Annotated in this window: 31 protein-coding genes; 5 read left to right on the forward strand and 26 right to left on the reverse strand. The window is 37.4% G+C overall.

Annotation, left to right across the window (positions count from 1 at the left end; genetic code table 11):
- Positions 1-113: 113 nt before the first annotated feature.
- From CVD27_RS23435 to CVD27_RS23455, 5 genes are all read right to left on the reverse strand, one after another.
- A complete protein-coding gene (locus CVD27_RS23435) occupies positions 114-1,004 on the reverse strand; it encodes a superoxide dismutase (protein WP_101650955.1) in 891 nt (296 codons plus the stop codon).
- 142 nt (positions 1,005-1,146) lie between these two features.
- Positions 1,147-1,635, reverse strand: coding sequence for a YpuI family protein (locus tag CVD27_RS23440; protein WP_101650957.1), 489 nt, complete (start codon positions 1,633-1,635; stop codon positions 1,147-1,149).
- 29 nt (positions 1,636-1,664) lie between these two features.
- Entirely contained in the window at positions 1,665-2,084 is a 420-nt protein-coding gene (locus CVD27_RS23445; RefSeq protein ID WP_101650959.1) for a hypothetical protein, read from the reverse strand.
- Between the two features lie 106 nt (positions 2,085-2,190).
- The gene (gene scpB / locus CVD27_RS23450) at positions 2,191-2,778 is read right to left on the reverse strand and encodes an SMC-Scp complex subunit ScpB (protein ID WP_101650961.1); all 588 of its coding nucleotides are present in this window, start codon (positions 2,776-2,778) and stop codon (positions 2,191-2,193) included.
- Entirely contained in the window at positions 2,779-3,534 is a 756-nt protein-coding gene (locus tag CVD27_RS23455) for a segregation/condensation protein A (RefSeq protein ID WP_101650963.1), read from the reverse strand.
- 212 nt (positions 3,535-3,746) lie between these two features.
- On the opposite strand from CVD27_RS23455, the gene CVD27_RS23460 reads away from it, so the two are divergent.
- Both CVD27_RS23460 and CVD27_RS23465 read left to right on the forward strand, forming a co-directional pair.
- A complete protein-coding gene (locus CVD27_RS23460) occupies positions 3,747-3,833 on the forward strand; it encodes a YjcZ family sporulation protein (RefSeq protein ID WP_101650965.1) in 87 nt (28 codons plus the stop codon).
- Between the two features lie 150 nt (positions 3,834-3,983).
- Positions 3,984-4,502 (forward strand): DUF309 domain-containing protein, encoded by a 519-nt coding sequence (locus CVD27_RS23465; RefSeq protein ID WP_101651267.1) that lies wholly within the window; start codon positions 3,984-3,986, stop codon positions 4,500-4,502.
- 21 nt (positions 4,503-4,523) lie between these two features.
- On the opposite strand, the gene CVD27_RS23470 is transcribed toward CVD27_RS23465, so the two are convergent.
- Positions 4,524-4,874: a GNAT family N-acetyltransferase gene (locus CVD27_RS23470; protein WP_101650967.1), complete on the reverse strand. Its 351-nt coding sequence runs from the start codon at positions 4,872-4,874 to the stop codon at positions 4,524-4,526.
- Between the two features lie 494 nt (positions 4,875-5,368).
- Here CVD27_RS23470 and CVD27_RS23475 point away from each other — a divergent pair, with 494 nt between their 5' ends.
- On the forward strand, positions 5,369-6,232 hold the full coding sequence (locus CVD27_RS23475; RefSeq protein ID WP_101650969.1) for a DUF1002 domain-containing protein: 864 nt from the start codon (positions 5,369-5,371) through the stop codon (positions 6,230-6,232).
- Positions 6,233-6,300: 68 nt separating this feature from the next.
- Here the strand turns inward: CVD27_RS23475 and lysA are convergent, their stop codons facing one another.
- The 18 genes from lysA to CVD27_RS23565 form a co-directional block, all read right to left on the reverse strand.
- On the reverse strand, positions 6,301-7,605 hold the full coding sequence (gene lysA, locus CVD27_RS23480; protein ID WP_101650971.1) for a diaminopimelate decarboxylase: 1,305 nt from the start codon (positions 7,603-7,605) through the stop codon (positions 6,301-6,303).
- 172 nt (positions 7,606-7,777) lie between these two features.
- The gene (locus CVD27_RS23485) at positions 7,778-9,268 is read right to left on the reverse strand and encodes a spore germination protein (RefSeq protein WP_101650972.1); all 1,491 of its coding nucleotides are present in this window, start codon (positions 9,266-9,268) and stop codon (positions 7,778-7,780) included.
- Positions 9,252-9,830 carry a stage V sporulation protein AE gene (locus CVD27_RS23490; RefSeq protein ID WP_101650974.1) on the reverse strand — a complete coding sequence of 193 codons (579 nt, stop codon included), beginning with the start codon at positions 9,828-9,830 and terminating at the stop codon, positions 9,252-9,254. Before CVD27_RS23490 ends, CVD27_RS23485 begins: the two co-directional genes overlap by 17 nt.
- 82 nt (positions 9,831-9,912) lie before the next feature.
- On the reverse strand, positions 9,913-10,335 hold the full coding sequence (locus CVD27_RS23495; protein ID WP_101650977.1) for a stage V sporulation protein AB: 423 nt from the start codon (positions 10,333-10,335) through the stop codon (positions 9,913-9,915).
- Positions 10,325-10,945, reverse strand: coding sequence for a stage V sporulation protein AA (locus tag CVD27_RS23500; RefSeq protein ID WP_101651268.1), 621 nt, complete (start codon positions 10,943-10,945; stop codon positions 10,325-10,327). Before CVD27_RS23500 ends, CVD27_RS23495 begins: the two co-directional genes overlap by 11 nt.
- Before the next feature lie 88 nt (positions 10,946-11,033).
- The gene (sigF, locus tag CVD27_RS23505) at positions 11,034-11,792 is read right to left on the reverse strand and encodes an RNA polymerase sporulation sigma factor SigF (protein WP_101650980.1); all 759 of its coding nucleotides are present in this window, start codon (positions 11,790-11,792) and stop codon (positions 11,034-11,036) included.
- 12 nt (positions 11,793-11,804) lie between these two features.
- Positions 11,805-12,245: an anti-sigma F factor gene (gene spoIIAB, locus CVD27_RS23510; protein WP_101650982.1), complete on the reverse strand. Its 441-nt coding sequence runs from the start codon at positions 12,243-12,245 to the stop codon at positions 11,805-11,807.
- A complete protein-coding gene (spoIIAA, locus tag CVD27_RS23515) occupies positions 12,246-12,596 on the reverse strand; it encodes an anti-sigma F factor antagonist (RefSeq protein WP_101650984.1) in 351 nt (116 codons plus the stop codon).
- Between the two features lie 162 nt (positions 12,597-12,758).
- A complete protein-coding gene (locus CVD27_RS23520; protein WP_101650986.1) occupies positions 12,759-13,931 on the reverse strand; it encodes a D-alanyl-D-alanine carboxypeptidase family protein in 1,173 nt (390 codons plus the stop codon).
- 156 nt (positions 13,932-14,087) lie between these two features.
- Complete coding sequence (locus tag CVD27_RS23525) at positions 14,088-15,392, reverse strand: pyrimidine-nucleoside phosphorylase (RefSeq protein ID WP_101650988.1); 1,305 nt, start codon at positions 15,390-15,392, stop codon at positions 14,088-14,090.
- 58 nt (positions 15,393-15,450) lie between these two features.
- Positions 15,451-16,272, reverse strand: a complete 822-nt coding sequence (locus CVD27_RS23530; protein ID WP_101650990.1) for a purine-nucleoside phosphorylase — start codon at positions 16,270-16,272, stop codon at positions 15,451-15,453.
- A gap of 17 nt (positions 16,273-16,289) precedes the next feature.
- Complete coding sequence (deoB, locus tag CVD27_RS23535) at positions 16,290-17,474, reverse strand: phosphopentomutase (protein ID WP_101650992.1); 1,185 nt, start codon at positions 17,472-17,474, stop codon at positions 16,290-16,292.
- A 226-nt stretch (positions 17,475-17,700) separates the two neighbouring features.
- Positions 17,701-18,594 (reverse strand): site-specific tyrosine recombinase XerD, encoded by an 894-nt coding sequence (gene xerD, locus CVD27_RS23540; protein WP_101650994.1) that lies wholly within the window; start codon positions 18,592-18,594, stop codon positions 17,701-17,703.
- Between the two features lie 5 nt (positions 18,595-18,599).
- Positions 18,600-18,827, reverse strand: a complete 228-nt coding sequence (locus CVD27_RS23545) for a YqzK family protein (RefSeq protein WP_101650996.1) — start codon at positions 18,825-18,827, stop codon at positions 18,600-18,602.
- Positions 18,828-18,952: 125 nt separating this feature from the next.
- A complete protein-coding gene (fur, locus tag CVD27_RS23550; protein ID WP_101650997.1) occupies positions 18,953-19,417 on the reverse strand; it encodes a ferric iron uptake transcriptional regulator in 465 nt (154 codons plus the stop codon).
- A 108-nt stretch (positions 19,418-19,525) separates the two neighbouring features.
- Complete coding sequence (spoIIM, locus tag CVD27_RS23555; protein WP_101650999.1) at positions 19,526-20,173, reverse strand: stage II sporulation protein M; 648 nt, start codon at positions 20,171-20,173, stop codon at positions 19,526-19,528.
- 153 nt (positions 20,174-20,326) lie between these two features.
- Entirely contained in the window at positions 20,327-21,493 is a 1,167-nt protein-coding gene (locus CVD27_RS23560) for an endonuclease Q family protein (RefSeq protein ID WP_101651001.1), read from the reverse strand.
- Positions 21,490-22,044: an NUDIX hydrolase gene (locus CVD27_RS23565; RefSeq protein WP_101651003.1), complete on the reverse strand. Its 555-nt coding sequence runs from the start codon at positions 22,042-22,044 to the stop codon at positions 21,490-21,492. The genes CVD27_RS23560 and CVD27_RS23565 overlap by 4 nt, the downstream gene beginning before the upstream one ends.
- Positions 22,045-22,119: 75 nt before the next feature.
- On the opposite strand from CVD27_RS23565, the gene mciZ reads away from it, so the two are divergent.
- Together mciZ and CVD27_RS23575 are read left to right on the forward strand one after the other, a co-directional pair.
- Positions 22,120-22,254 carry a Z-ring formation inhibitor MciZ gene (gene mciZ / locus CVD27_RS23570; protein WP_101651005.1) on the forward strand — a complete coding sequence of 45 codons (135 nt, stop codon included), beginning with the start codon at positions 22,120-22,122 and terminating at the stop codon, positions 22,252-22,254.
- A gap of 63 nt (positions 22,255-22,317) precedes the next feature.
- Positions 22,318-23,229, forward strand: coding sequence for an aldo/keto reductase (locus CVD27_RS23575; RefSeq protein WP_101651007.1), 912 nt, complete (start codon positions 22,318-22,320; stop codon positions 23,227-23,229).
- Positions 23,230-23,254: 25 nt separating this feature from the next.
- Here the strand turns inward: CVD27_RS23575 and CVD27_RS23580 are convergent, their stop codons facing one another.
- Together CVD27_RS23580 and CVD27_RS23585 are read right to left on the reverse strand one after the other, a co-directional pair.
- Positions 23,255-23,509: a YqkE family protein gene (locus CVD27_RS23580; protein WP_101651009.1), complete on the reverse strand. Its 255-nt coding sequence runs from the start codon at positions 23,507-23,509 to the stop codon at positions 23,255-23,257.
- A 102-nt stretch (positions 23,510-23,611) separates the two neighbouring features.
- Complete coding sequence (locus tag CVD27_RS23585) at positions 23,612-24,280, reverse strand: CoA transferase subunit B (protein WP_101651011.1); 669 nt, start codon at positions 24,278-24,280, stop codon at positions 23,612-23,614.
- Positions 24,281-24,286 lie beyond the last annotated feature (6 nt).

Here is a 24,286-nt window from a genome sequence, read left to right on the forward strand (position 1 = left end):
CCAGCACCGGCGCTAAAAGGCGCCTCCGCTTTTCTTATTTGTACAAGTTTATGCGGGACGAGTTCTGTTATGACACTAAATAAACAAAACTCGCCAATTGGCGAGCCTGTATTTTAGAAAGCCAGCATGTTTTTATCAGCCGCCTTTTCAAACCTTGCCTCAACATCATGCCAGTTTATAAGATTCCACCACTTGTCAACATATTCTCCTCTATTATTTTTGTATTGTAAATAATAAGCATGCTCCCATACATCTAATACTAGTAACGGAATGGTATCCCATTGTGTAAGAATCATATGACGCTCCGACTGCAGAACCTCCAAATGTCTTGCTCTAGGACTCCAGACCAAAAGTGCCCATCCAACTCCCTCGACTTGCTTGGCAGCTTCTGAAAAATGCCGCTTAAAGGCATCAAAGCTTCCGAAATAACTCTCCATCTCCCCTTTTAGTAAACCGGTGGGACTTCCACCTCCATTCGGACTCATATTTTTCCAGAAAATTGTATGCAGATAATGTCCGGACCCGTGAAAAGATAATTCTCTAGACCAATGCTTTATAAGTGAAAAATCATTAGTTTCTCTTGCCTTCTTTAAATTGATTTCAGCACGATTTAATCCATCTACATAAGCACGGTGATGTTTTTCATGATGGAGCCTCATAATTTCCTCGGATATATACGGCTCTAAAGCGTTATATTCGTAAGGTAGTTCTGGTAATGTATGTCCGCCGGGAGGAAGTGTTTTTTCTATAATCCAAATTTTACCGACTTCTTGTTTATTCCTAAAATAATATTCCATATTACGGTGAATGTTCTCTGCTTTTTCTTGAAGACTAATAAGTTCCTCATTTGATAGATCTCGATTCGTGTTTTCAATTAATTCCGTAAATTCATCAAGTTTGTCCCATAATTCCGAGTCTGCACCAACTTTTTCAGTTTGAAGAAATTGTTTCATTTGCTCATTCCAAACAAACAAGTCGTTAACATATCTGCTAAACCGTCCCATTCAATTCCCTCATTTCAGATTAAAAATAATCCTCCTAAATGGTATGAGAAACATCATTCATTAAGAACGAGAAAAGGCTGTTCTTTTCAAAGAACAGCCTTTTCTCAATAATATTAATTTCCTAACCCTGCAAATAATATTGTTACTTAGATTGAATCATTTTTGTTCTGTAATCTGTTTCATAGTATTCAAGTTCTTCCCTTATTCTCTGGAAATCACTTTCTAAACTCTTGATAAGATTTGAGATTTGTTCAGATACATTTCGATAAAATTTAATAGAGTTCCTGCCTGTATAAGCTGATCGGCTATTTTCAAACCAAGCATCATTCTTAGGGGAGAAAAACTCTTCAATACATTGATGATAAATCTTATATAGCGTTTTTTCAGCTGCAGCCTTTTGAAAAGGTTCGCTTTGTAAAAGAACGGAGCAGGCTTCTAATCCTTCTTCACTATAAACTACTAATTTACGCATGTTTGCAAGAATTAATTTAACATATGCTCGATCTTCTTCTGTTTCAACATTTAATTGGGCGATTGTCGTTTCATTTAAAAAATTCTCTAGTATTGAAATTGATTTTGTTAAAAAATCTTTAACATCATTTAGTTGTGTTTTCACCAATGTATTTCCCATGATTACCCTCCTAAATTAACCTTGCTAATTTAATGTGATTGCAAAATGAACTCAAGTGGAGAACGAAGTTCAAATTCTTTGTTCTGCTGAATACCTAAAATGATTTCAGGTAATTTATTAAAATTTATATCTTGAAAATAAGAAGCAAATTCATACTTAGAATTAATATATAATCTTTTTCGGCTGCGAAGTCCTGGATTTTTTAAAAGGCAAACAAGTGCAACAATATCCTTAAAATAAACTTCAGTGTTTCCTTGAATTATTACAGGGTCTTGCTTGTACGGAGTAAACTCTTGAAAGAGCTCATCAAAATACCTAACATATAAAACATGAAGTGTCTTTTCCTGTCCGTCTTCGAAAAACGTTACTTCACTTCTGTTAAAAAAGTCCTCTGAAGTATTTGATTTTTCTTTCTCTAATTCATATCCCTTACACTCTTTGATTAGCAATAGACTCCCTCTCCTTATCAACTAAGCTGCTGCACAATAAATATGAGAAAAAAGTATTTTTTAAATTGTATATTTATTTTAGCATAAATTTCTTCAGAAGATTGAGTTAAGAGTTAATTGTTTCTTGAAATTTCTCAAAAAACAAGTCTGCTTCCTCTTGAATATATTCCTCTTCAACTTTTTCAGGTAGCTGCGGCAGTTCTTTTAAATTTTTTAAACCAAAATAGTCCAAAAATTCTTTTGTCGTTCCATACAGAATAGCTCGTCCTGTTCCTTCGGCTCTGCCAACCTCTTTAATTAACACCTTTGCCATTAAGGTATGGAGCGGGCGTTCTGTTTTCACACCACGGATTTCCTCAATTTCAGCACGAGTAATCGGCTGTTTATAAGCAATGATTGCCAAGGTTTCTAAAGCAGCCTGCGATAAGGTTGAAGTATGAGGAGAATCTACTAGCTTTTTTAAGTATGCAGCATTTTCCTTTTTGGTGGCAAGCTGAAAAGTACCTGCCAATTGTACAATCATAATGCCTCTTTTGTCATCACGTTCATACTCTTGCCGCAGATTCTCGATCAATTCACTAGCATGTAGTTCATCGACATCTAATACCTCCGCTAGTTGTTTTAATGATAAACCCTCATCTCCAGCGGCAAATAATAGACTTTCTAATATGCTGTTCCAATTTATGATTTCCATCTAATTTGCCCCTTCCTTAACAGCTTCAACAAAAATATCCCCAAAATTTTCCTTCTGCTCTACATCAACGACTTTTCTCTTAATTAGCTCTAATACCGCTAAAAAGGTGACTACTATATGGTCCTTTGCTGGGTATGGGAATAAGTCATTAAAATTTTTCTTTCCCTTCAATTGTATTAATTCATCCATGATTTCGGTCATTCTTTTCTCAATCGAAATCTCCTGACGGGCAATCTTTGTTGCCATTGGCCTCTGCAATTTCTTTCTGCGCAATAGTTTCTGAAAAGCAGCAAGCATATCATACAATGATACATTTAATTCGGTTTGTTCAGGATTACTCTCTTTGGTAAAATCAGAGAGATCACTTGGGGGTTTCGTATACATCAGCCCTCGTTCTTCTTCTAAGGTTTTTAAATCATGTGCTGCTTCTTTATATTTCCTGTATTCAATTAAGCGTTCTACAAGCTCATCTCTGGGGTCTTCCTCATAAGCCATTTCTTGGTCCACTTCATCTAATTCCTCTTCATGTTTCGGCAAGAGCATTTTACTCTTAATCGCAAGTAATGTCGCAGCCATAACTAAGAATTCACTGGCAACGTCTAGCTGCAATTCATTCATTGTTCGGATATATAATAAATACTGCTCGGTAATTTCAGCTACTGGAATATCATATATATCAATTTCGAGCCGATTAATCAAATGGAGAAGTAAATCTAACGGCCCTTCAAATGCATCAATTTTTACCTGATAAGGCATCTTCATTCACCAAAATTCTAAAAAATAAAATTAACTGAATTCCTGTTTCATAATAACTATTATAAGTATAGAGGATTCAAGTTTGTTATCCAATAGAAAAATCACCCTTTCCTCTTTATATCGTAAAGACTGGATGTTTGCCCATAACAATGGACAAATCTCCTACATATGATGTCATTGAAAGAACAAAAACTTACAAGGAGGTCTTTCATATGGATGGCGGATTTGGAGCCGGCTTTGCTTTAATCGTCGTTTTATTCATTTTGCTAATAATTGTTGGTGCTTCCTGGGTTTACTAAGTAGTTGTAAGCGCCCATTGGACGCTTATTAAAACATTAAGGAATATGGAAGCAAAGGGACCCATCGATACTGGTGGGTCTTTTTTTATAGTTAAAGGGAAAGCCCATTATGATAAACTAAACCTAGATCATTTATTAAGGGGGGATTTTTTGTACCCAAAAGAGTATATCCAATTTTTAGCTCATTTTCATGGTGATAGAGATTATTTTGAGTGCCACGAAATTCTTGAGGAATATTGGAAAAAAAATGAAGGAAGGAAAAATTCCATCTGGGTCGGATTTATTTTATTAGCCGTATCAAATTACCATCACAGAAGAAGCAACTTTATTGGTGCCAAGAGAACAATAGAAAAAGCAATAACAATTTTTAAAAACCAGTCCGAATGTCTAACACAGCTTGGAATTGAATCACAATCGCTATTCGCCTTATTAAAAGAGCGTTTATCGATTATTTCAAACAAACAGGAATATGTTAGCTTTAACCTCCCCATCAATGATCACGTACTATTGGAACTGGGCAGAAGATACTGTGAAATGCATGGCTTGGTTTGGGGTAAAGACAGTGATTTATTTAATGTCCATCTTGTTAATCGTCACTCCTTACGTGATCGAACAAGCGTAATTGAAGAAAGAGCTCAATCATTAAAATTAAGAAAAGGCAACGGCTAATCCGTTGCCTTTTCTCGTATCTTAACATACATCACACTTTTCAATAAATGGAGCGGTGTTCTCATTTGAAATAATTACTTTATCCGTATAGATTTCTTTTAATGCCTTCACCATTTTTTTCCCAATCCCTTGAAAACGATGTGATGGGTTTACAGATATGTGCTGAATGATAATCGTATTGCCGGAATGATCAAAAAGGACTCCTAGTAGCCCGATGATATCTTCTTCCTTCCAAAGAAAAAGCTGCCAATCCTCTTCTGTTTCGTATTTCTTCATGGTTAACTGGAGCTTCTTCAAGTCCTTTTCAGTTGGCATAAAGGACAACAAGCCCATGGCAATCTTTTCGAAAGTCTTCTTGTATCGAATTAACATTTTGATCCCTCATTATATTAAATAAACCGTTTTTCCGTCTGGTTTAACAATAGTATATTTTTTCCAAATTATCGAATAATAAACATTTATTCATTATATGTAATTTGAATTTATTATGTTTCATTAAATAACATCATACATAAATAATGGGCAATCTCCAAATTAGTTATCCATTATTTACCAGGAACAATGAAAATCCAGTAAATTAATCCCCATATTACTGAAAGACCAATTAGAATACCAAATAACAACCAGTTACTTTTCATAACAGAAAGTTTCCTCCAAAAAACATGCATTCATCCTGCCATCATTCTACACTAAATAACAAAAATAATCTATTTTCTCTTATAATTGTTGCAGAATATCCGCGAAAAGTTGTGAAACTATGAAACTCCCAGGTAAAATATTACGTTTATATAAAGGGTTTCGGTTATATTATTAAAAGGGCTTTTATATTTTATTTTACGACAGCAAAACTTCCAAGGAGGCATACTATGAAAAAATTATTCATTCTTCTTATTGTATCACTAATAAGTTTATATCCTATCCACAGCTTTGCTGATATGGCCGAAGGGGATATGATTGTTACTTTAGGAGCAAATTTAACAGAAGAACAAAAAGAAAGTTTGTTAACAGAGATGGGTGCACCTTCAGATGTACAAATTGTTACTGTTACCAACCAGGAGGAACATCAATATTTAGGAAAGTACGTTGCGAATTCTCTAATAGGCACAAAAGCCATTTCATCTTCGGCTATTACTATTGCACCAAAAGGAGCAGGTATTACTGTTAAAACAAAGAATATTAACTGGGTAACAGATGAAATGTATGTTAATGCACTAATTACAGCAGGAGTTAAAGATGCTAACATCTATATTACTGCACCTATTTCTGTGTCTGGTACAGCCGCTTTAACAGGAATTATTAAAGCATATGAAATTTCTGCGGACAAAACCATTCCTGAAGAGGTCAAACAGGCAGCTAACCAAGAGATGGTGGAAACAGCAAAGCTGGGGGACTCTATTGGGGATAAGAATGCGGCTGCATTGATTGCGAAGGTAAAAGAGGAAATTGCTAAAAACAAGCCGAAAAATGATGCGGAATTAAAGAGCATTATTGAACAAGCGGCTAAAGATTTAAATGTAACTCTATCAGATGCAGAGATGAACAGGCTAATTGATTTTTTTAACAAGCTTAAAGATTTAAATATTGACTGGAATCAGGTTAGCGACCAGCTGAATAAAGCAAAAGATCGGATTTCGAAATATCTACAATCAGAGGAGGGGCAAGGTTTCTTAGAAAAGCTAAAACAGTTTTTCATATGGCTGATTGATGCCATTAAATCCATTTTTTCTTAAGGATTAGAAAAGCTGCCGCAACATGCGGCAGCTTTTTTATTTTCATATATATATTCAAGTTATTTCACTTACTTTAATGGTAAATCCAATCTGACTAAGTCCTCATAAGATTCTCTTTTCACCACAAGTGCAGCCCTTCCATTTTCAACAAACACAACTGCTGGACGAGGAATCCGATTGTAATTATTGGCCATTGAATAACCGTATGCACCTGTACAGAATACTGCCAAAATGTCCTCTTCCCCTGCTTCTGGAAGTGGTAAATCCCATATTAACATGTCTCCTGATTCACAGCATTTTCCAGCAATAGACACGGTTTGATTGGCTTTAGCTAATGGTTTATTAGCAAGAACCGCTTCATATTTTGCTTGATATAGGGCTGGACGGATATTATCACTCATTCCCCCATCAACTGCTAGATATTTTCTTACGCCTGGAACCTCTTTTGATGAACCTACCTTATATAAGGTAATACCAGCATCACCTACAAGTGAACGCCCTGGCTCAATCCAAATTTCCGGCATTTTTAAGGAATGCTGTTCAGCTAAGTGTTTTACTTCTGTAATAATTTCCCGGACATATTGTGAAGGTTGAATCGGTTCATCTTCCTTAGTATAGCGAATACCGAAGCCGCCGCCTAAATTTAGGACTTTGGCTTCAAAAGATAGCTCAATTTTCCACTGTTCAAGCTTTTCAACTATTTTTTTGGCTGCCAGTAAGAACCCAGTAGTTTCAAAAATTTGAGAACCAATGTGACAATGCAGTCCCAGAACATCAAAAGAGTCACATTCCATTGCTATTCTTAATGCCTTTTCAGCTTGCCCATTTTGAAGATCAAAACCAAATTTTGAATCTTCCTGACCAGTTAAGATGTAATCATGAGTATGCGCTTCAATTCCAGGTGTAATCCTTAATAGAATATGGACAAACGCATTTTTCTCTCGACACAATGTTTTTAGCAGTTCGAGTTCAGTAAAGTTATCAACGACAATACAGCCAATCCTATGATCTAACGCCATTTCTAACTCTTCTCTGCTCTTATTATTTCCGTGAAAATGAATCCTTTCCACTGGAAATCCTGCTACAATAGCCGTATATAACTCTCCTCCAGATACAACATCTAGAGATAACCCCTCTTCTTCCGCCAACTGAATCATTGCAACGGTTGAAAAAGCTTTGCTGGCATAGGCTACTTGGGCAGTCACGTTTAACTCATCAAATGTTTGTTTAAAGCCCCTAGCCCTTTCTCTCATTAAGGCCACATCATACACATATAAAGGAGTACCGTATTGCCGTGCTAATTCAACGGCATCTACTCCGCCTATTTCCAGATTTCCATTCTTATTTACACCAGTTGATCCGTAAAAGTACATTCCCTCTCCCTCTCTTCGCTCCACTACTATAGTCTATGAGACCAGCTAAAAAACAAATAGACAGAATCTATATAAGATACTGCCTATTTTTTTTATTAAACTAACCTTTTATTTAAATAAAATAACTTTAGCATAACTTAAAAAAAACTGCAATTATAAAACAAGCATTCATCTATTTCCTATTTGCACCAGGCGGTTGACGGAAACGATTTCTCGGCCGTACGATACTTGGCCTTAGCAAGGAGCCTGGAATGGCACGACGTACGAGAATTTGCATAAATCCCTTTGGTTCGAAAGGAAGAAACGGCCAAAAATATGGTGTGTTGAAAGCCCGCATTCTTACAACAAATAAAAACATTAATGTACTGCCGACGATAAACCCTGGTGTATGGAATAGGGCTACCAGGATCATTAGAATCAATCTGGCAATCTTGTTTGCTACTCCTAACTCATAACTTGGAGTGGTAAAGGTACCTATACCTGCTACGGCCACATAAAGGATAACCTCTGGTACAAAAAGCCCAACATCAATAGCAATTTGTCCAATCAATACAGCAGCAATTAAGCCCATGGCTGTTGATAATGGGGTTGGAGTATGTATAGCGGCCATTCTTAAAAATTCGATACCAAAATCAGCTAATATCAATTGGACTACTACCGGGATATTCGTTTGTTCGTTCGGTCCAATAAAGGCAATTTTTTCAGGTAATAGGGACGGTTCCATTACAAATAGCAGCCATAACGGCAGCAATAAAATGGAAGCTAGGATTCCTAGAAATCTTGTCCATCTTACAAAAGTACCCATTGCTGGGGATTCTCGAAATTCTTCCGCATGCTGAACATGATGAAAAAACGTTGTCGGTGTAATGATGACGCTTGGTGATGTATCACAATAAATAATGACATGACCTTCTAATATATGTGCAGCGGCCACGTCCGCTCTTTCTGTATATCTTACCATTGGAAAAGGATTCCACCCCTGTTTGACGATAAATTCCTCAATGGTCTTATCCCCCATTGGTATCCCATCCACTTGAATTGCCTTTATTTCTTTTCTAAGAATATTAAGTAAATCCGGGTCAGCGACATCCTCTAAATAGCCGATTGCCACATCTGTTTTTGATCTTTCTCCTACTTTAATCATTTCAAAGCGGAGTCTCTCATCACGGATTCTTCTTCTTGTAAGAGCAGTATTTAGGATGATATTTTCTACAAATCCATCACGTGAACCACGGACAACCTTCTCAGTATCCGGTTCTTGAGGAGACCTGCCAGGATAGCTCCTTACATCAACGGCTAATGCCGTATTTTCCCCTTCAATTACAACGACAATTTGGCCTGAGAGTACTAAATCAACAAGTTCATCTAATTGATGAATAGGTTGGACGGATTGATTGAGAAGCCGATTATAAATGAGTTTATAGATGTCCAATGTTTGTTTTTCATGATCATTTATTTGGACGAGTTCTTCTATTAATTCAATGATATAACGAGTATCACATAGACCATTACAGTAATAAATTTGGACATCTTTTTTGAGAACTTTCAGCTTTCTAACGCCTAAGTCAAAGCTTATGCCCAGCCCAACTCTTTGTTTCATATAATTCTCTATTTCATTCACTGATTCAGGGATTGGCCATTTTTGCTCATTGCTCCTTGACATGAAAGCCACTCCTTTCAAGTATAAGTTCTACAGCTTTTTTGGTTATCGGTGCACCCAACTTGTAAGAGTCGTGCCGTGCCATTTTTCCGATATCACCCACTCCTACGATAAGGGGGATATCTAATTCATCTAAACAATAAACCGTATCACCATTTATCCTCCCTATTTCTAATTCTTGTATTCCATACTTATCAACACCATAGGGAGTTAAGACTCCATCACGATCAATGCTTACGTCCACTCGTGTCCATTCCTCATGTCTAGACCTTGCTGCAACCGCAATGGCTCCTAAAACTTCTATATCTTTATGCGTAGCAACATATTTTAAAGCTTCTTCTCCAGCACCTTCACCCACGATACCGCTGTCATCAAACATTACTAAAACGGGATCGTGTGGTGTCTTTTTTATTAATCTAACAATTTCCGGCCCCGTTAATTTGGAAGGATTTCCATAGGAACTGGTAATACAACGCCCACCTATCTCTTTGGCTACATATTCAACAGCCCTTTTTGCATATTCATCACCGTCAGTAATCAAAATGACGCGCCTCCGAATACTCATACTTTGATGTCCTTCCTAATTAAAGAGTTATTGACTTAGAAACTCTGCCGTCATACCTATTGGGTCAATCCTTACCGCTTTTTTAATGATGAATAAAGTAAAGCCATTGAAAGATTGACCCGAAAATTTTTCCTAATACGATAGCCATTATTAAAATAATAATTTGTCCATCTAGCCGAATCCTTTTGGCAAGGATTGGAAAAACATTTACCACTTCAGTTAATCCAGCTGCCAGCATTCCAACAAATACTCCTCCGGTTAGTCCAAGGGGAATTAAGAAATAGGATGAGATATGAAGCCCCGGGTCCCGTAAGCTGGCAAACACGCCCACAAGGACCCCCAATACTACTGCCCATTCGTAATATTGAATCATACTTAATGATTTAGAAAGCTGTGTTAGCCTTGGGATAATCCCTAAGACTGTTAAAAATGCAACAAAACCTGCACCAACCATCAATCCACTTGCAAGCCCTATAAAGATAACCATCAAGATTTTAATCATCATTGATATGCTTCATACTTTCTTTATTTTCATGAATGACAACATAATTATCTAAATCAAGCTGATAATTAAAGATCTCTACCTCAAGTGGACTGGGTTCTTCATTTAAACGATGTTTGAACACATGATTAAAAAAAAGAATCATTCCAAGACCGAGACCAATTGAATAAGGAATCTGAAAAAGCAATGGTTTATCTGCTTTTTTTTCAGTAATAATGGTGTATATTTTTTCCTGAACGCTTCTCATACTGACATCATCATGAAAATTCATGATGGTCATGGCCGAACCAAAAAACATTAAAAACCATATTAGGATAAAGATAGGCAGTGAAACCTTCTTTTTCTTAAAAACCACTTCGACAATTGTCTGAGCGGGACCAATGGATTGGACATCCGCATCTTCAAACATTGTGGTAATTTTTTGAATAACCTTCATGACATCGATGACGATAATATTTTGATCCCTTTCCGTAACCTGATAAATCGTCATTAATTTTAATTTTGATAGGACCGCTTCTGGGGCAATAATTTGGGCAACATCCTTTAAAAGGATTTTCTCTTCTGGTCGGACATGAACACGGTGCCGCATGCGAATGTAGATTGTTTTTTCCAAAACATTCACTTCCCACACAATGATTTCCTCATCAATAGTATGGATAATTTCAAGTCCTTTCATGTAAGAAAATGAAAAACCGTATGGATCAGAGATCCATACGGTCCTTCATTTGTTGTAGTATTTTTTTTTCAAGTCTTGAAACCTGTACCTGAGAAATTCCCAGCCTCACTGCCACCTCAGATTGGGTTTGATCTTTATAATATCGCAAATAAACAATCAATCTTTCCCGTTCATCTAACTCTCGGATTGCTTCTTTTAATGCAATTTTATCAAACCATTTCCCTTCATTACCGTCATCAATTTGGTCAAGTAATGTGATTGGATCTCCATCATTTTCATAAACCGTTTCGTGAATAGATGATGGTGTCCTGCTTGCTTCTTGTGCAAGGATTACATCCTCGGGTGGTAGTTCTAGATGAGCTGAAATTTCATTTACAGTCGGTATTCTTCCCAGCGTTTTTGATAATTCATCCTTTGCTTTTCGGATTCTGTTCCCCATTTCTTTCAATGAGCGGCTAACCTTAACGGTCCCGTCGTCACGGATGAAACGTTGAATCTCACCAATAATCATCGGCACTGCATAAGTGGAAAATTTGACATCATAGGATAGATCAAACTTATCAACAGATTTTAATAATCCAATACAACCAATTTGGAATAAATCATCCGGGTCATAACCCCTGTTTAGAAACCGCTGGACAACAGACCAGACAAGACGCATATTTTTTTCAACGATTAAATCTCTTGATTCTTGATCTCCAGCTTGGCTCTTTTTAATGAGCTCTTTTACTTCATGATCTTTTAAGTATGTTTGACTTTTATCGTTCTTGACCTCCACATCCATCGGCAAGTCTCCTTAATTGCAAAGCATTTTGTTAAGTTTTAAATGCTTCCGTAATCTAACCTCGGTTCCGCTGCCTGGCTGTGAATGAACCTCTACCTCATCCATGAAATTTTCCATGATGGTGAAACCCATACCGGAACGTTCTAAATCCGGCTTTGTTGTAAATAATGGCTGACGAGCTTCCTCCACATCTGCTATACCTAAACCAACATCTTTAATTGTCATGTCTATGAGACTGTCTTCAATCGTTACATTAATATAGACAATCCCGCTAGGATCATTTTCATAACCATGAATAATCGCATTAGTTACAGCCTCTGATACGACTGTTTTAATCTCAGTCAGTTCATCCATTGTAGGATCCAGCTGAGCAATAAAAGCAGCAACAGTTACACGGGCAAATGACTCATTTTGACTTAAAGCACTGAATTGAAGATTCATCTCATTCTTCACTCAGGCCACCCCCAATCTTTGCAATGCAAATTCCTCTGTCGGTTCCATTTTGATGATTTTAAATAAACCAGACATATCGAATAATCTCTGTATTGCAGGGGAAATCGCACAAACTACCATTTCTCCGTGCACCTGTTTTATTTGTTTGTATCTACCTAAGATAACCCCTAGCCCTGAACTATCCATAAAAGTTAGTTGTTCTAGATTTAACACAATATGCCGTATATCATTTTTTTCAATAACTGCTGTAGCTTGTTCGCGAAGTTCATCTGCTGTGTGATGATCAAGCTCCCCGCTTAAGCGGATGCATAAAACATCATGTTTTGTTTCCATCTCAATGTTAAGACTCACTATTCCCGGCCTCCTTAATCTGGTATAGTGAGTCAATTCGCTTTTTTAATGGAAATATCCTTCTATACATACAAAACTAGTCCTATTTCGCTAAAATTAGTTTTGTAGTTTGAAGTTTCGACATAATGGTTAAAAGATATTTTTTCTTAAAGGGGCAACGTCCTATTTACCTGACTTTGTAAACATCCCAAACGCACGTTTATAAAGCGTCCACCATCCTGCTTCTTTCACACTCTTACTTGCTACCAATGGACTTTCAAGAATGACTTTTCCATTCTTAACAAGCTGTATTGTTCCAACTTGGTCGCCTTTTGTAATAGGAGCCTTAATCTTTTTCTGTAAAGTGATTCTTTGCTTAACATCCTGGGTTTTTTCGCCCTTTTTTGTCAGGATAGAAATCGGTTCACTAGTAACTGCTTCAATAGTCTTTTCCTTGCCCTTACTTACTTTGGCCAGCCCAATGGTTTGATTTCTTTTAAACATTGGATGTGTTTGATATTGGGCAAAGGCATAGTTAAGCAATTTAGTCACTTGTGCATTTCTTTCCTTGGAGGTCGGCGCACCAAAAACAACAGCAATGACACGCATGCCATCTTTTTGGGCTGTCGCTGTTAAGCAGTACTTTGCCTCTGCAGTAAAACCGGTTTTTAATCCATCTACGCCAGGATAGAAGCGGACTAATTTATTAGTATTAACCAGCCAGAATTTTTTGTCAGTATTTTCACGAAGGTAGGCTTCGTACATGCCTGTAAATTTTGTAATACCTTCATATTTAAGCAGTTCTTTTGCCATGATAGCCATATCAGATGCTGTGCTATAATGACCGCTGACCGGAAGTCCGGTTGTATTTTTAAAGAATGTATGCTTTAATCCCAGCTCTTTCGCTTTTGCATTCATCATATCGACAAACGCATCTTCAGAACCTGCTATTCTTTCTGCCATTGCCACAGATGCATCATTTCCCGAACCAATGGCAATTCCTCTTAACATTTCCTTGGTGGTCATTTCTTCACCTGGTTCAAGAAAGATCTGCGAACCGCCCATGGAGGCTGCATACTCACTTGTTCTTACTTTTTCATTCCAGGATAGTTTGCCTTCGTCTATGGCCTCCATAATGAGGAGCATCGTCATAATTTTGGTCATACTCGCAGGCGGCAGTTCTTCGTTACTATTCTTTTCATAAAGGACTGTGCCTGTGTCTCGTTCAATTAAAACTGCGGATTTAACATTGCTGACAATATCAGTATCTTTTTTCTCTTCAGCAGCAAAAGCAGATGGAATCCATAAACTAGTTAGTAAAAAAGATGTCACAATGAAAGAGACAAATCGTTTCATTCCCATAACCCTCCATTCTTTATAGTATCCATTTTTTCCAGATTCCTTTTCTTTATACAATTATTTCCTATAAAACCAAATTAAATAAGCTGACTAAATAAATAAGGGTGACAGGCACCATGTGAAAATTTCACATGGTGCCTGTCACCCTGGTTTTTATTCTGTTATTTCTCCATGAATGAGGATTGGTGCGTCAATCTTTTGTGATGAAATCTTAATATTTTCATAAAGCTTCTCTTTTACTTCATCTACATTTTCAAAATTGCTGTAGATGGTGACTAAAGATTCTCCTTGTTTCACTTGGTCGCCGATTTTCTTTCGTAATACTAGGCCGACAGCAAGATCAATGGTTGATTCTTTTGTGGCCCTTCCGGCACCGAGGATCATGGCTGCCGTTCCCACTTCATCTGCAACTATTTCGGCTATATAGCCATCTTCTTTTGCTTCAAGTTCAAACGTATATTTTGCCTGAGGCATTTTGGAAGGATTATCAACAATAGAGGCATCCCCGCCTTGAGAACTCAAAAAGACTTTTAATTTTTCTAGTGCAGTACCATCCTTAATTGCGGTATCAAGTTTATGACGAGCCTCTTCTAATGAACTTGCTTTTTCAGCTAAATAAACCATATGGCTGCCAAGAGTTAAACACAGTTCAGTTAAATCCTCCGGACCTTCTCCTTTTAAGGTATCAATCGCCTCTTTTACTTCAAGAGCATTTCCAATGGCATATCCAAGCGGCTGGCTCATATCTGAGATAACAGCCATCGTTCTTCGGCCTACATTATTTCCGATTCGTACCATTGCCTTTGCCAATTCTCTTGAATCATCCAGTGTCTTCATAAATGCACCGGCTCCAGTCTTAACATCAAGAACGATGGCGTCAGCCCCTGCTGCAATCTTTTTACTCATAATAGAACTTGCAATAAGCGGGATACTGTCGACGGTTGCCGTAACATCACGTAATGCATAAAGTTTTTTGTCTGCAGGAGTTAGATTTCCACTCTGTCCGATAACAGCAATTTTATTCTTATTTACTAATTCTATGAATTCTTCATTTTCTATTTCAACATGAAAGCCTTTAACTGCTTCTAATTTATCGATTGTTCCACCTGTATGACCTAAACCCCGTCCAGACATCTTTGCAATCGGGACTCCTACAGCTGCCACTAGAGGACCTAAAACAAGCGTCGTTGTGTCACCGACACCGCCAGTTGAGTGTTTATCCACCTTTATTCCCTCGATTTTGGATAAATCAATTTGGTCACCAGATTCAACCATTGCCATGGTTAAATCAGCTCTTTCCTTTTCAGTCATCCCTTTAAAATAGATAGCCATCGTTAAAGCACTTACCTGGTAATCCGGAATAGAACCGTCCGTATAGCCGTTTACGACAAAGGTAATCTCTTCGGTAGATAATTCGAGCCCATCTCTCTTTTTTTCTATTAAGTCAACCATTCTCATTCGTTATCACCACATTTTTATGATCAAATTGAACCCCATTATTTAAAGGAGCTTTATCTTATTGTCCAATTACTTTAACAATTTCTTTAATATATAAAAGGAAGTCGGCTTTTACTTTTTCTGTTGTTTCGATGACTTCATCATGGGTTAATGGCTGATCAAGGATACCTGCAGCCATGTTTGAGATACAGGAAATCCCAAGAACCTTAATCCCACTATGACGAGCCACAATTACCTCGGGGACAGTAGACATCCCCACTGCATCTCCTCCTAAAACACGGATCATTCGGATTTCTGCCGGTGTTTCATAAACAGGGCCTGGATTTCCAAAGTATATACCTTCTTTAACATTTAGGTTTAATCGGCCGGCAATATCTTTTGCCATTCTTCTTAATTCTTTAGAGTACGCCTCAGACAAATCAGGGAATCGGACTCCAAGCTTAGCATCATTAGGTCCTATCAGTGGATTTGTTCCCATATTATTAATATGATCCGTTATAATCATTAAATCACCAGGGGAAAAACTTTCATTAACGCCGCCTGCAGCGTTGGTGACAATTAATACTTCCACACCCATTTCCTTCATCACACGAACGGGAAATGTCACTTTATCCATACTGTAACCTTCATAGAAATGAAATCTTCCTTGCATGGCTACAACCTCTACTCCATTTAACAAACCGAATACAAGTTGTCCAGCATGACCTTCAACCGTAGAAATAGGGAAATCAGGGATTTGGTTATATGGTATTTTAACAGGATTTTCAATTTCATCCGCTAATACACCTAGTCCTGAACCTAAGATAAGGCCTAATTTAGGTGCATTTTGATATTTTTCTTTTAAGAATTGAGCTGCATTTTGGATGCTTTCAATGTTCATTTTTTCCTCTCCTTATTTCATTTCAGTTCATTTAAGAAGCTTTTACCATAGTTAGGCATCTTAACATTGAAGTTTTCAGCAACGGTCGCACCAAGGTCTGCAAATGTTTCACGTAATGGAAGTTCCTTGCCTGCATTCATTTTCTTAGAATATACAAGTAATGGAACATATTCACGTGTATGGTCTGTCCCTGGAGCAACTGGGTCATTTCCGTGGTCAGCTGTAATCATTAACAAATCATCATCTTTCATTTTTGCAAACACTTCAGGCAGGCGGGCATCATATTCCTCAAGCGCTTTTCCATAGCCTTCTGGATCACGGCGGTGACCATATAATGCATCAAAATCAACCAAATTTAAAAAGCTAATCCCTGTGAAATCCATATCAAACGTTTCCACAAGCTTATCCATACCATCCATATTGGATACTGTTCTAAGAGATTTTGTTACCCCTTCTCCATCATAAATATCAGAAATTTTCCCAATAGCGATTACATCGAATCCTGCGTCTTTCAATTCGCTCATTACGGTTCGATCAAATGGTTTTAAGGCATAATCATGACGGTTTGCTGTGCGCTTAAAGTTCCCAGGTTCACCTAAGAATGGGCGCGCAATCACTCGACCTACCATGTATTTTTCATCAAGTGTTAATTCACGCGCAATTTTACATATGTTATATAACTCTTCTAGCGGGACAATCTCTTCATGCGCTGCAATTTGAAGAACAGAATCAGCTGACGTATAAACGATCAATGCTCCTGTTTTTATATGCTGTTCACCAAGCTCATCTAATATTTCAGTCCCACTCGCAGGTTTATTTCCAATTATTTTCCTGCCTGTTCGTTTTTCTAATTCAGTAATTAGCTCATCTGGGAAACCATCTGGAAACACGCGGAATGGTGTTTGGATATTTAGTCCCATAATCTCCCAATGCCCAGTCATTGTATCCTTCCCGTTAGAGGCTTCCTTCATTTTTGCATAGTAGGCTAACGGCTTGTCTGCTTTACTTATTCCTTTAATCTCACGTATATTACTTAAACCTAATTTACCCATATTAGGCATATTTAGACCGTTCATTCTTTCTGCAATATGACCAAATGTATCTGCACCTTTGTCACCGAACTTCTCAGCATCAGGTGCTTCCCCGATTCCAACCGAATCCATAACGATAATAAATATACGTTTGTATGTAGTTACTGTCATACACTTACCTCCTTTGACATAGAAAACGTTTGCAACCTAGATAGAGACAATTATAGGTTGTCCGCTTAAAAATAGGTTTATGAAAGTGAACGAACAAATTATTCGTCAGAAGTCTGACATCTTTATTTTACTCTAAGTTTTTGAAAACACAAGAAAAAAAGCCGTTAAATTCAGAACGACTTTTACACTTTTGTGAATTTGTTTTTTTTAAATTGCTATCATTCTATTAAGCTCTGGGATGGAACTTACTATATACATCCCTTATCTTTGATTTCGATATGTTTGTATAGATTTGAGTTGTTGAAATGTCTGCATGTCCTAACATCTCTTGAACGGCCCTTAAATCAGCACCATTCTCAAGCAAATGTGTAGCAAAAGAATGGCGAAGGGTATGAGGCGTTAGTTCCTTATCGATTCCCGCTTCTTGTGCTAGTTTCTTTAAAATTTTCCAAAAACCCTGTCTTGTTAACCGGTGCCCCTGATGATTTAAGAAAAACGCATCGTCCTTGTGCTTCTCTTTAACAAAAAGGGGTCTACCATTTTCTATATATTGCTTAATTGCTGCTAAGGCAGTTTTCCCTATTGGAATAATCCGTTCCCTATTGCCAGTTCCAACACACCTTATAAATCCAAGTGTTAAATGAATATCTTCTATCTCCAGTCCTATTAATTCACTTACGCGGATCCCTGTTGCGTAAAGGAGTTCAAGCATAGCCTTGTCCCTTAAACCAAAGTGATCATTCGGGTTAGGTGCATTAAGCAGCTTTTCTACTTCCATTAAGCTCAAAACCTTCGGAAGAGCCCTTTCTAGTTTAGGTATTTCTATTAAAACAGAAGGGTCCTGTTCAGCTGCCTTTTCTCTTAATAAAAACTGATGAAATGCTCGAATAGATGCAATATGTCTTGCTATCGTTTTTGAGGACTTCTTTTGGTCCTTTAAAAAATTTAAAAAATGAATAATATGAATTCGCTGAATCTCTTTTAATGTATGGATTACTTCCACACTTTTTAGATAGTGAAGGTAGCTCTTTAAATCCCGTTCATACGAAATAATCGTATTCTTAGCCAACCCTTTTTCTACTATTAAATAATCCAAAAAACTTTTTAATTGGTCTTCCATCACGATTACTCCCCATTTAAATAAAACAACATCAGCCTATCGATTATTGATGAACTGTTTTCTTTCACTGTGCTCGAAACTTTTAAAGCAGTTCCTTCCGGTTCATCATAGCGATGATAATTTTGATATTCTTCAGATACCCACATGATACCATAATAAAAGAGAATCGTGCACCCAGTGAAAATGATAAATACTTTTAATGTCTGAAGCGCTACTTTAAGAAAAGAGACCATTTAACATCCCCCAATTACTGATTATCTATTAAAAGGTATGCCAAATTAGATAAAATTTATACCTGCTCTGTTTCTAAAGACAAAAGAAAAAGTCCTTTTCAGTGAAAGGGACTTTGGGTTTTATATTATTCTGTTTTCTCATCTGATTGTTCTTTATCAATACACCTGTGGCAAATTCCATGAAAAGTAAGGCGATGGTCCTTTATCTTAAAATTCCATCTCTGCTCAACAACAGCTTCCACATCTTCTAGTAAATCCTCCTGAATCTCATCAACAGCACCGCATTCAATACAAACCAGATGGTGGTGGAAATGTGCTGCACCTTCCTGGCGAAGGTCATAGCGTGAGACTCCATCACCAAAATTTATCTTATCGACAATTTTCAACTCTGTTAGTAATTCTAATGTTCGATAAACAGTTGCTAAACCTATCTCAGGCGATTTTTCTTTTACGAGGAGGTACACATCTTCTGCACTTAAATGATCCTCTTCATTTTCTAACAAAACCCGAACAGTTGCTTCTCTTTGGGGAGTTAATTTATAACTCGCTGAATGCAGCTGTTTCTTAATTCTCTCTAATCTAGTTTCCATCCTGAAGGCCCTCCCTCGCCACTGTTAATTCTCATTATAACAGATGAGCAAAGAGATTCAAAATAAAATTATTATAAATAAGAATTTATAATTTATATTAAATAATAATTATTTTAACATAATCGAACTTATAATACTTTTCATTAACCATGGTGATAAATAGGCCTCTATTCCTGAAGCTACTGAAATGAAGAGAACGGCTGCTATTAAAGCCACAATATAGCGCTTAAAAAATGGCATAATGGGTTGAGCATATTTCTTCAAAAATTGCCGTTTAATCATTCTAATTGAAAAAATCACTGAGAATGCAGCCATCAATATAAATACAGGAATAATAATCAGATTTTGCGGAAGAATAGACGCAAATGCTAACATAAAGCCTTTCCAACCCATTTGACTTACCAAAAATCCAACAGTAAAACCTACAACCATTCCTTTAAGAAATAAGAGAATCAATATTATAGGAAGTCCTATAATTGAAATCCCTAGAATCCACATAAGACCAATAAATTTACTGTTATGCATAAAGCTTTGCAAAAATAAATCGTTATCCTCTGTTACTGTTCCGTCGGAAACTTGACCGAAAAATTGTGATAAATAATAGAATAAATCTTCCTTTTGAGTAATGCTCATGCTATTAACCACAATCGCCCCAAAAATTACCCCCATTAAAAATAATACAACTATAAATAAAAAGATTGAGGAATGTTCGCGAAAATAACTGGCGGCATCTGACTGGTACAATCGTTTTTTCATCTTTAATTTCCTCCTACTATCTAAGGCTCGGTTATTAAAGTTTATGCTAGTCTAGTTATTCTATGACGAAAAATTTTTTAATAGATTTACAAAATAATTAAAGATATGAACATGACAAAAAACCGGCAGTCTCGCCGCTGCCGGGTATGATTACTATTGGTCTGCAATTTTTCCATATTTCCCACCGCCTCCGGCTGCAAGGTTTATGCTGCCGTCTCTTGCCTTCATAATAAGATCAGCAATTTTGACAGGTACTACTTCGGCTAAAGCTCTATATGGAACTTCATGCAGGATGGCCATTTCACTGCCAAAATGATTGACTAACTTTTCCAATAGACGCGGCCCTAATCCCGGGATAAACTCCAGGGGGACTTGATGGACATACGGCGGACGCCCTGGAGGACTTGAATCAGCAGTCTTTAACTCTAGGATTCGATCCGCTACTCCTTTAATAATTTTACTGCCTCCGCACTGATTACATGGTTGATTGTCATGACCAAGTGGAGTTAAACATTCTGTACAAACGGTTTTATGGTACTTACCCAATAAGGGGTCCAGACCATAATTGGCAATGATATACCTGTCGTCCTCTCTTTTTAATGCTTTTTGCAATTCTAAAAATGTCGGCTCTTTCATTGCGATTACTTGATATTCACGGGCGATTTTTGCCAGCGAATGTGCGTCAGAATTGGTTACAAACGTATATTGATGAAGCTCACCTAACTGGTCCGCCATGTGTGTATCTGAACTTAATCCAAGTTCAATTCCATCAATTAAATCTGGGTCTAATACCTCAGTCAGCGACCTTTTAACCCCCTTGCCATAAAGACTCTTAAAGGGAGTAAACACATGGGCAGGAATGAAAATGCCACCTAATTCTTTAACCTTTTTTTGCAGGATTAAACCTGTTACATAAACCCGTTGTGAACTTAGCTGAATATTTTTTAAATGTTCCGAAAGCCAAGAAGAAAACTCCCGCATAATTGAAAGATTCGGGAAATAACAAAGAAGATGGATAGGGCCATTGGACTGTTCATCATAAATCTCTAATTCAGAACCAGGAATAACGGTTAAATCTCCAAAAACCAAACCGCCATCAGGATGTTCATTAATTTCCCCGCTGCGTATTAGGCTTTCCATTTCCAAAATCACTTCAGGAGAATGACTGTCAATGATTCCTACCATATTAAGTCCCTTTTCATGTCTGGCATGTTCAATTATATTGGTAAACGTTAGTGATTTAGCACCCGTAATTTTGACCGGCTTACCTGTCCATGTCCGGCCAATATGTATGTGCAAATCTACATAATAGCGATTCATTTATGCTTCAACGCCTCTTGTAATTGTAGATATTGAACGGCAAAAATGGTTTTGGCATCAAAAATTTTCTGGTTTGTTATGTATTCCTTCGCCTCGTCGAGACTTATTTCTTCCAGATTCACAAACTCATCTTCGTCAAGACTAGCAGCGTCCTCTTTTTTGATAAGTCCTTTTGCTAAATACACATGAACAATTTCATCGGCAAAACCTGGTGAGGTATAGAATGATGTTACTAGTTCCAAACTGCTGCACACATATCCCGTTTCTTCTTCTAATTCTCTTCTTGCACAAATTTCAGGTTCTTCCCCTTTTTCGAGTTTACCAGCAGGAATTTCCACAATCGTTCTCTCCAATGCTTTCCGATATTGTTCAACCATAACGACCTTATTATCGTCTGTCACAGCGATGACAGCCACAGCGCCTGGGTGTTTAATTATTTCACGTTTGGATTGTTTTCCATTCGGCAGCTCGACATCCTGTAGATGAAGGCTGATGATTCTTCCTGAAAATATTTCTTCACTTTTAATTGTTTTCTCTATAAGGTTGTCCATTATCGTCAACTCCTGTTCTATTCCGTAAAAACTTACGCATACATTTTACCATACTTTAATTGGAGGAGTATGGAAATGAAAATGTATATTCATGAGCAGGGAATCACTCTTGTAGGCAAGGCCTGGGAAATCGTGCAAAAATTAAAGGAGTATAACAAAGAGTATGGTTTAGTTACCAATTGGGTTCAGGATGTTTCACAAAAAAAGTAGCTCCCATTTGTAGTATGCCCTTTTCTTTATTAATATTGTAGATAAAGGACAGGGGGGATACTTTTGAAAAAAAGAAGACTAGGTCATTCAGAATTGTATGTTTCGGAATTGGGTCTCGGCTGTATGTCCATTGGTACAGAGGAAAAAGCAGCCAGAAATATAATCGAGACCGCACTTGAGGAAGGTATTAACTATTTTGATACAGCTGACCTCTATGATTTTGGTGAAAATGAAAGAATTGTCGGCCAAGCATTAAAATCTGTACGTGAAAAGGTAATTCTTGCAACAAAGGTGGGTAACCGCCCGAAACCGGATAAATCCGGCTGGACTTGGGATGCTTCGAAATCCTATATTAAAGAAGAAGTAAAAAATAGTTTAAAACGTCTAGGGACTGACTATGTCGATTTATATCAACTACATGGCGGAACCATGGAAGACCCTATTGATGAAACGATTGAAGCGTTTGAAGAATTAAAAGCAGAAGGATTTATTCGCTACTATGGCATCTCATCCATTCGACCAAATGTCATCCGTGAATATATAAAAAAATCTAGTATTGTGTCTGTTATGATGCAATACAGTATTTTGGACCGCAGACCAGAAGAAGAAGCTTTACCACTTTTACATGAACATGGAATCGGCGTTGTCACACGCGGACCGCTTGCTAAAGGGCTCTTGAGCGATCAGCTGCTGAACAAGGCATCTGAAAAAGGCTATTTGGATTACAATTACGAAGACTTATCAGATATTTTACCGCAGTTAAAAGAAAAGGTGGCTCCTTCTCGGTCGTTTACAGAGGTCGCTCTACAATATAATTTGGCAAACCCTGCTGTTGCCTCCGTTGTAGCCGGAGCGAGCAGCCCGGAACAAATTAAGAGCAATGCGGCTGCTGTAAGAAGCAAGGCTTTAACTGTCGAGGAAGTATCAATTATCAAAGAAATGACCAAGGCAAGTACCTATTTGGAACATAGATAAAAACAGGGGAGCTGTGGCTCTCCTGTTATTTAAATTCCTTCCAGTTCATAGCACTTTCATTTAATAGTTCCTCAAATGATTTGTTCTTTTCTTTTAATCTTCTTTCTTCTCGTTTTCTTTGTTCTTCCTCTTCTTTTTTTCTATCTTCTTCAGCCTTTAGCTGATTCTGCTGTTCCTTTAACTGCTTCATTAAGTCTGAATTAATTAAATCTTTCAGTGTTAAACCTGTATCTTCCTTTTTTGGTTTAGATTGATTGGTTTGTCTTTTTTGTTTTTTCATTCTAAACTCCTCCATAAATAAAATCCTATTCTATTATAACATTACTAAAAAAGCACTTAGTATAAAAAAACAGGCTGGACTTTACTCAGCCTGTTTTTACTGTTAATAAGCCTCTAATTTAACATTTTCATCTACATGTAATGTGGCATCCGTGGAATTTACAACTTCCTCAACTGTATACCCGCTAGCCACTTCTACTAGTCTTAACCCGGAATCCGTAACATCCATCACTGCACGCTCAGTGATAATACGGTTCACTACCCCTTTTCCAGTTAGCGGTAACGTGCATTGTTTTAATATCTTTGATTCACCTTTTTTATTAACGTGTTCCATAATGACAATAATCTTCTGGGCGCCATGGACAAGATCCATAGCACCGCCCATTCCCTTAATCATTTTTCCTGGAATCATCCAGTTGGCCAAATCTCCTTGTTCCGATACTTCCATTCCTCCGAGAATCGCTAAATTTACATGTCCCCCACGAATCATGGCAAACGATTCAGCACTATCAAAATAAGCAGCCCCGCTAATGGCTGTGACTGTCTCTTTTCCTGCATTTATTAAATCAGGATCTACATCTTCTTCACGTGGGTAAGGTCCTATACCGAGAAGACCGTTTTCTGATTGTAAAACCACTTGTTTATTATCTGTAATATAGTTCGCAACGAGGGTTGGCATACCGATCCCTAGATTGACGTAAAAGCCATTTTCTATTTCTTTTTCTGCTCTAATTGCAATACGTTCTCTGACATTGGCTTTATCATTTACCATAGCTAT

The sequence above is a fragment of the Neobacillus cucumis genome (assembly GCF_002860255.1).
GTDB lineage: Bacteria > Bacillota > Bacilli > Bacillales > Cytobacillaceae > Neobacillus > Neobacillus cucumis_A.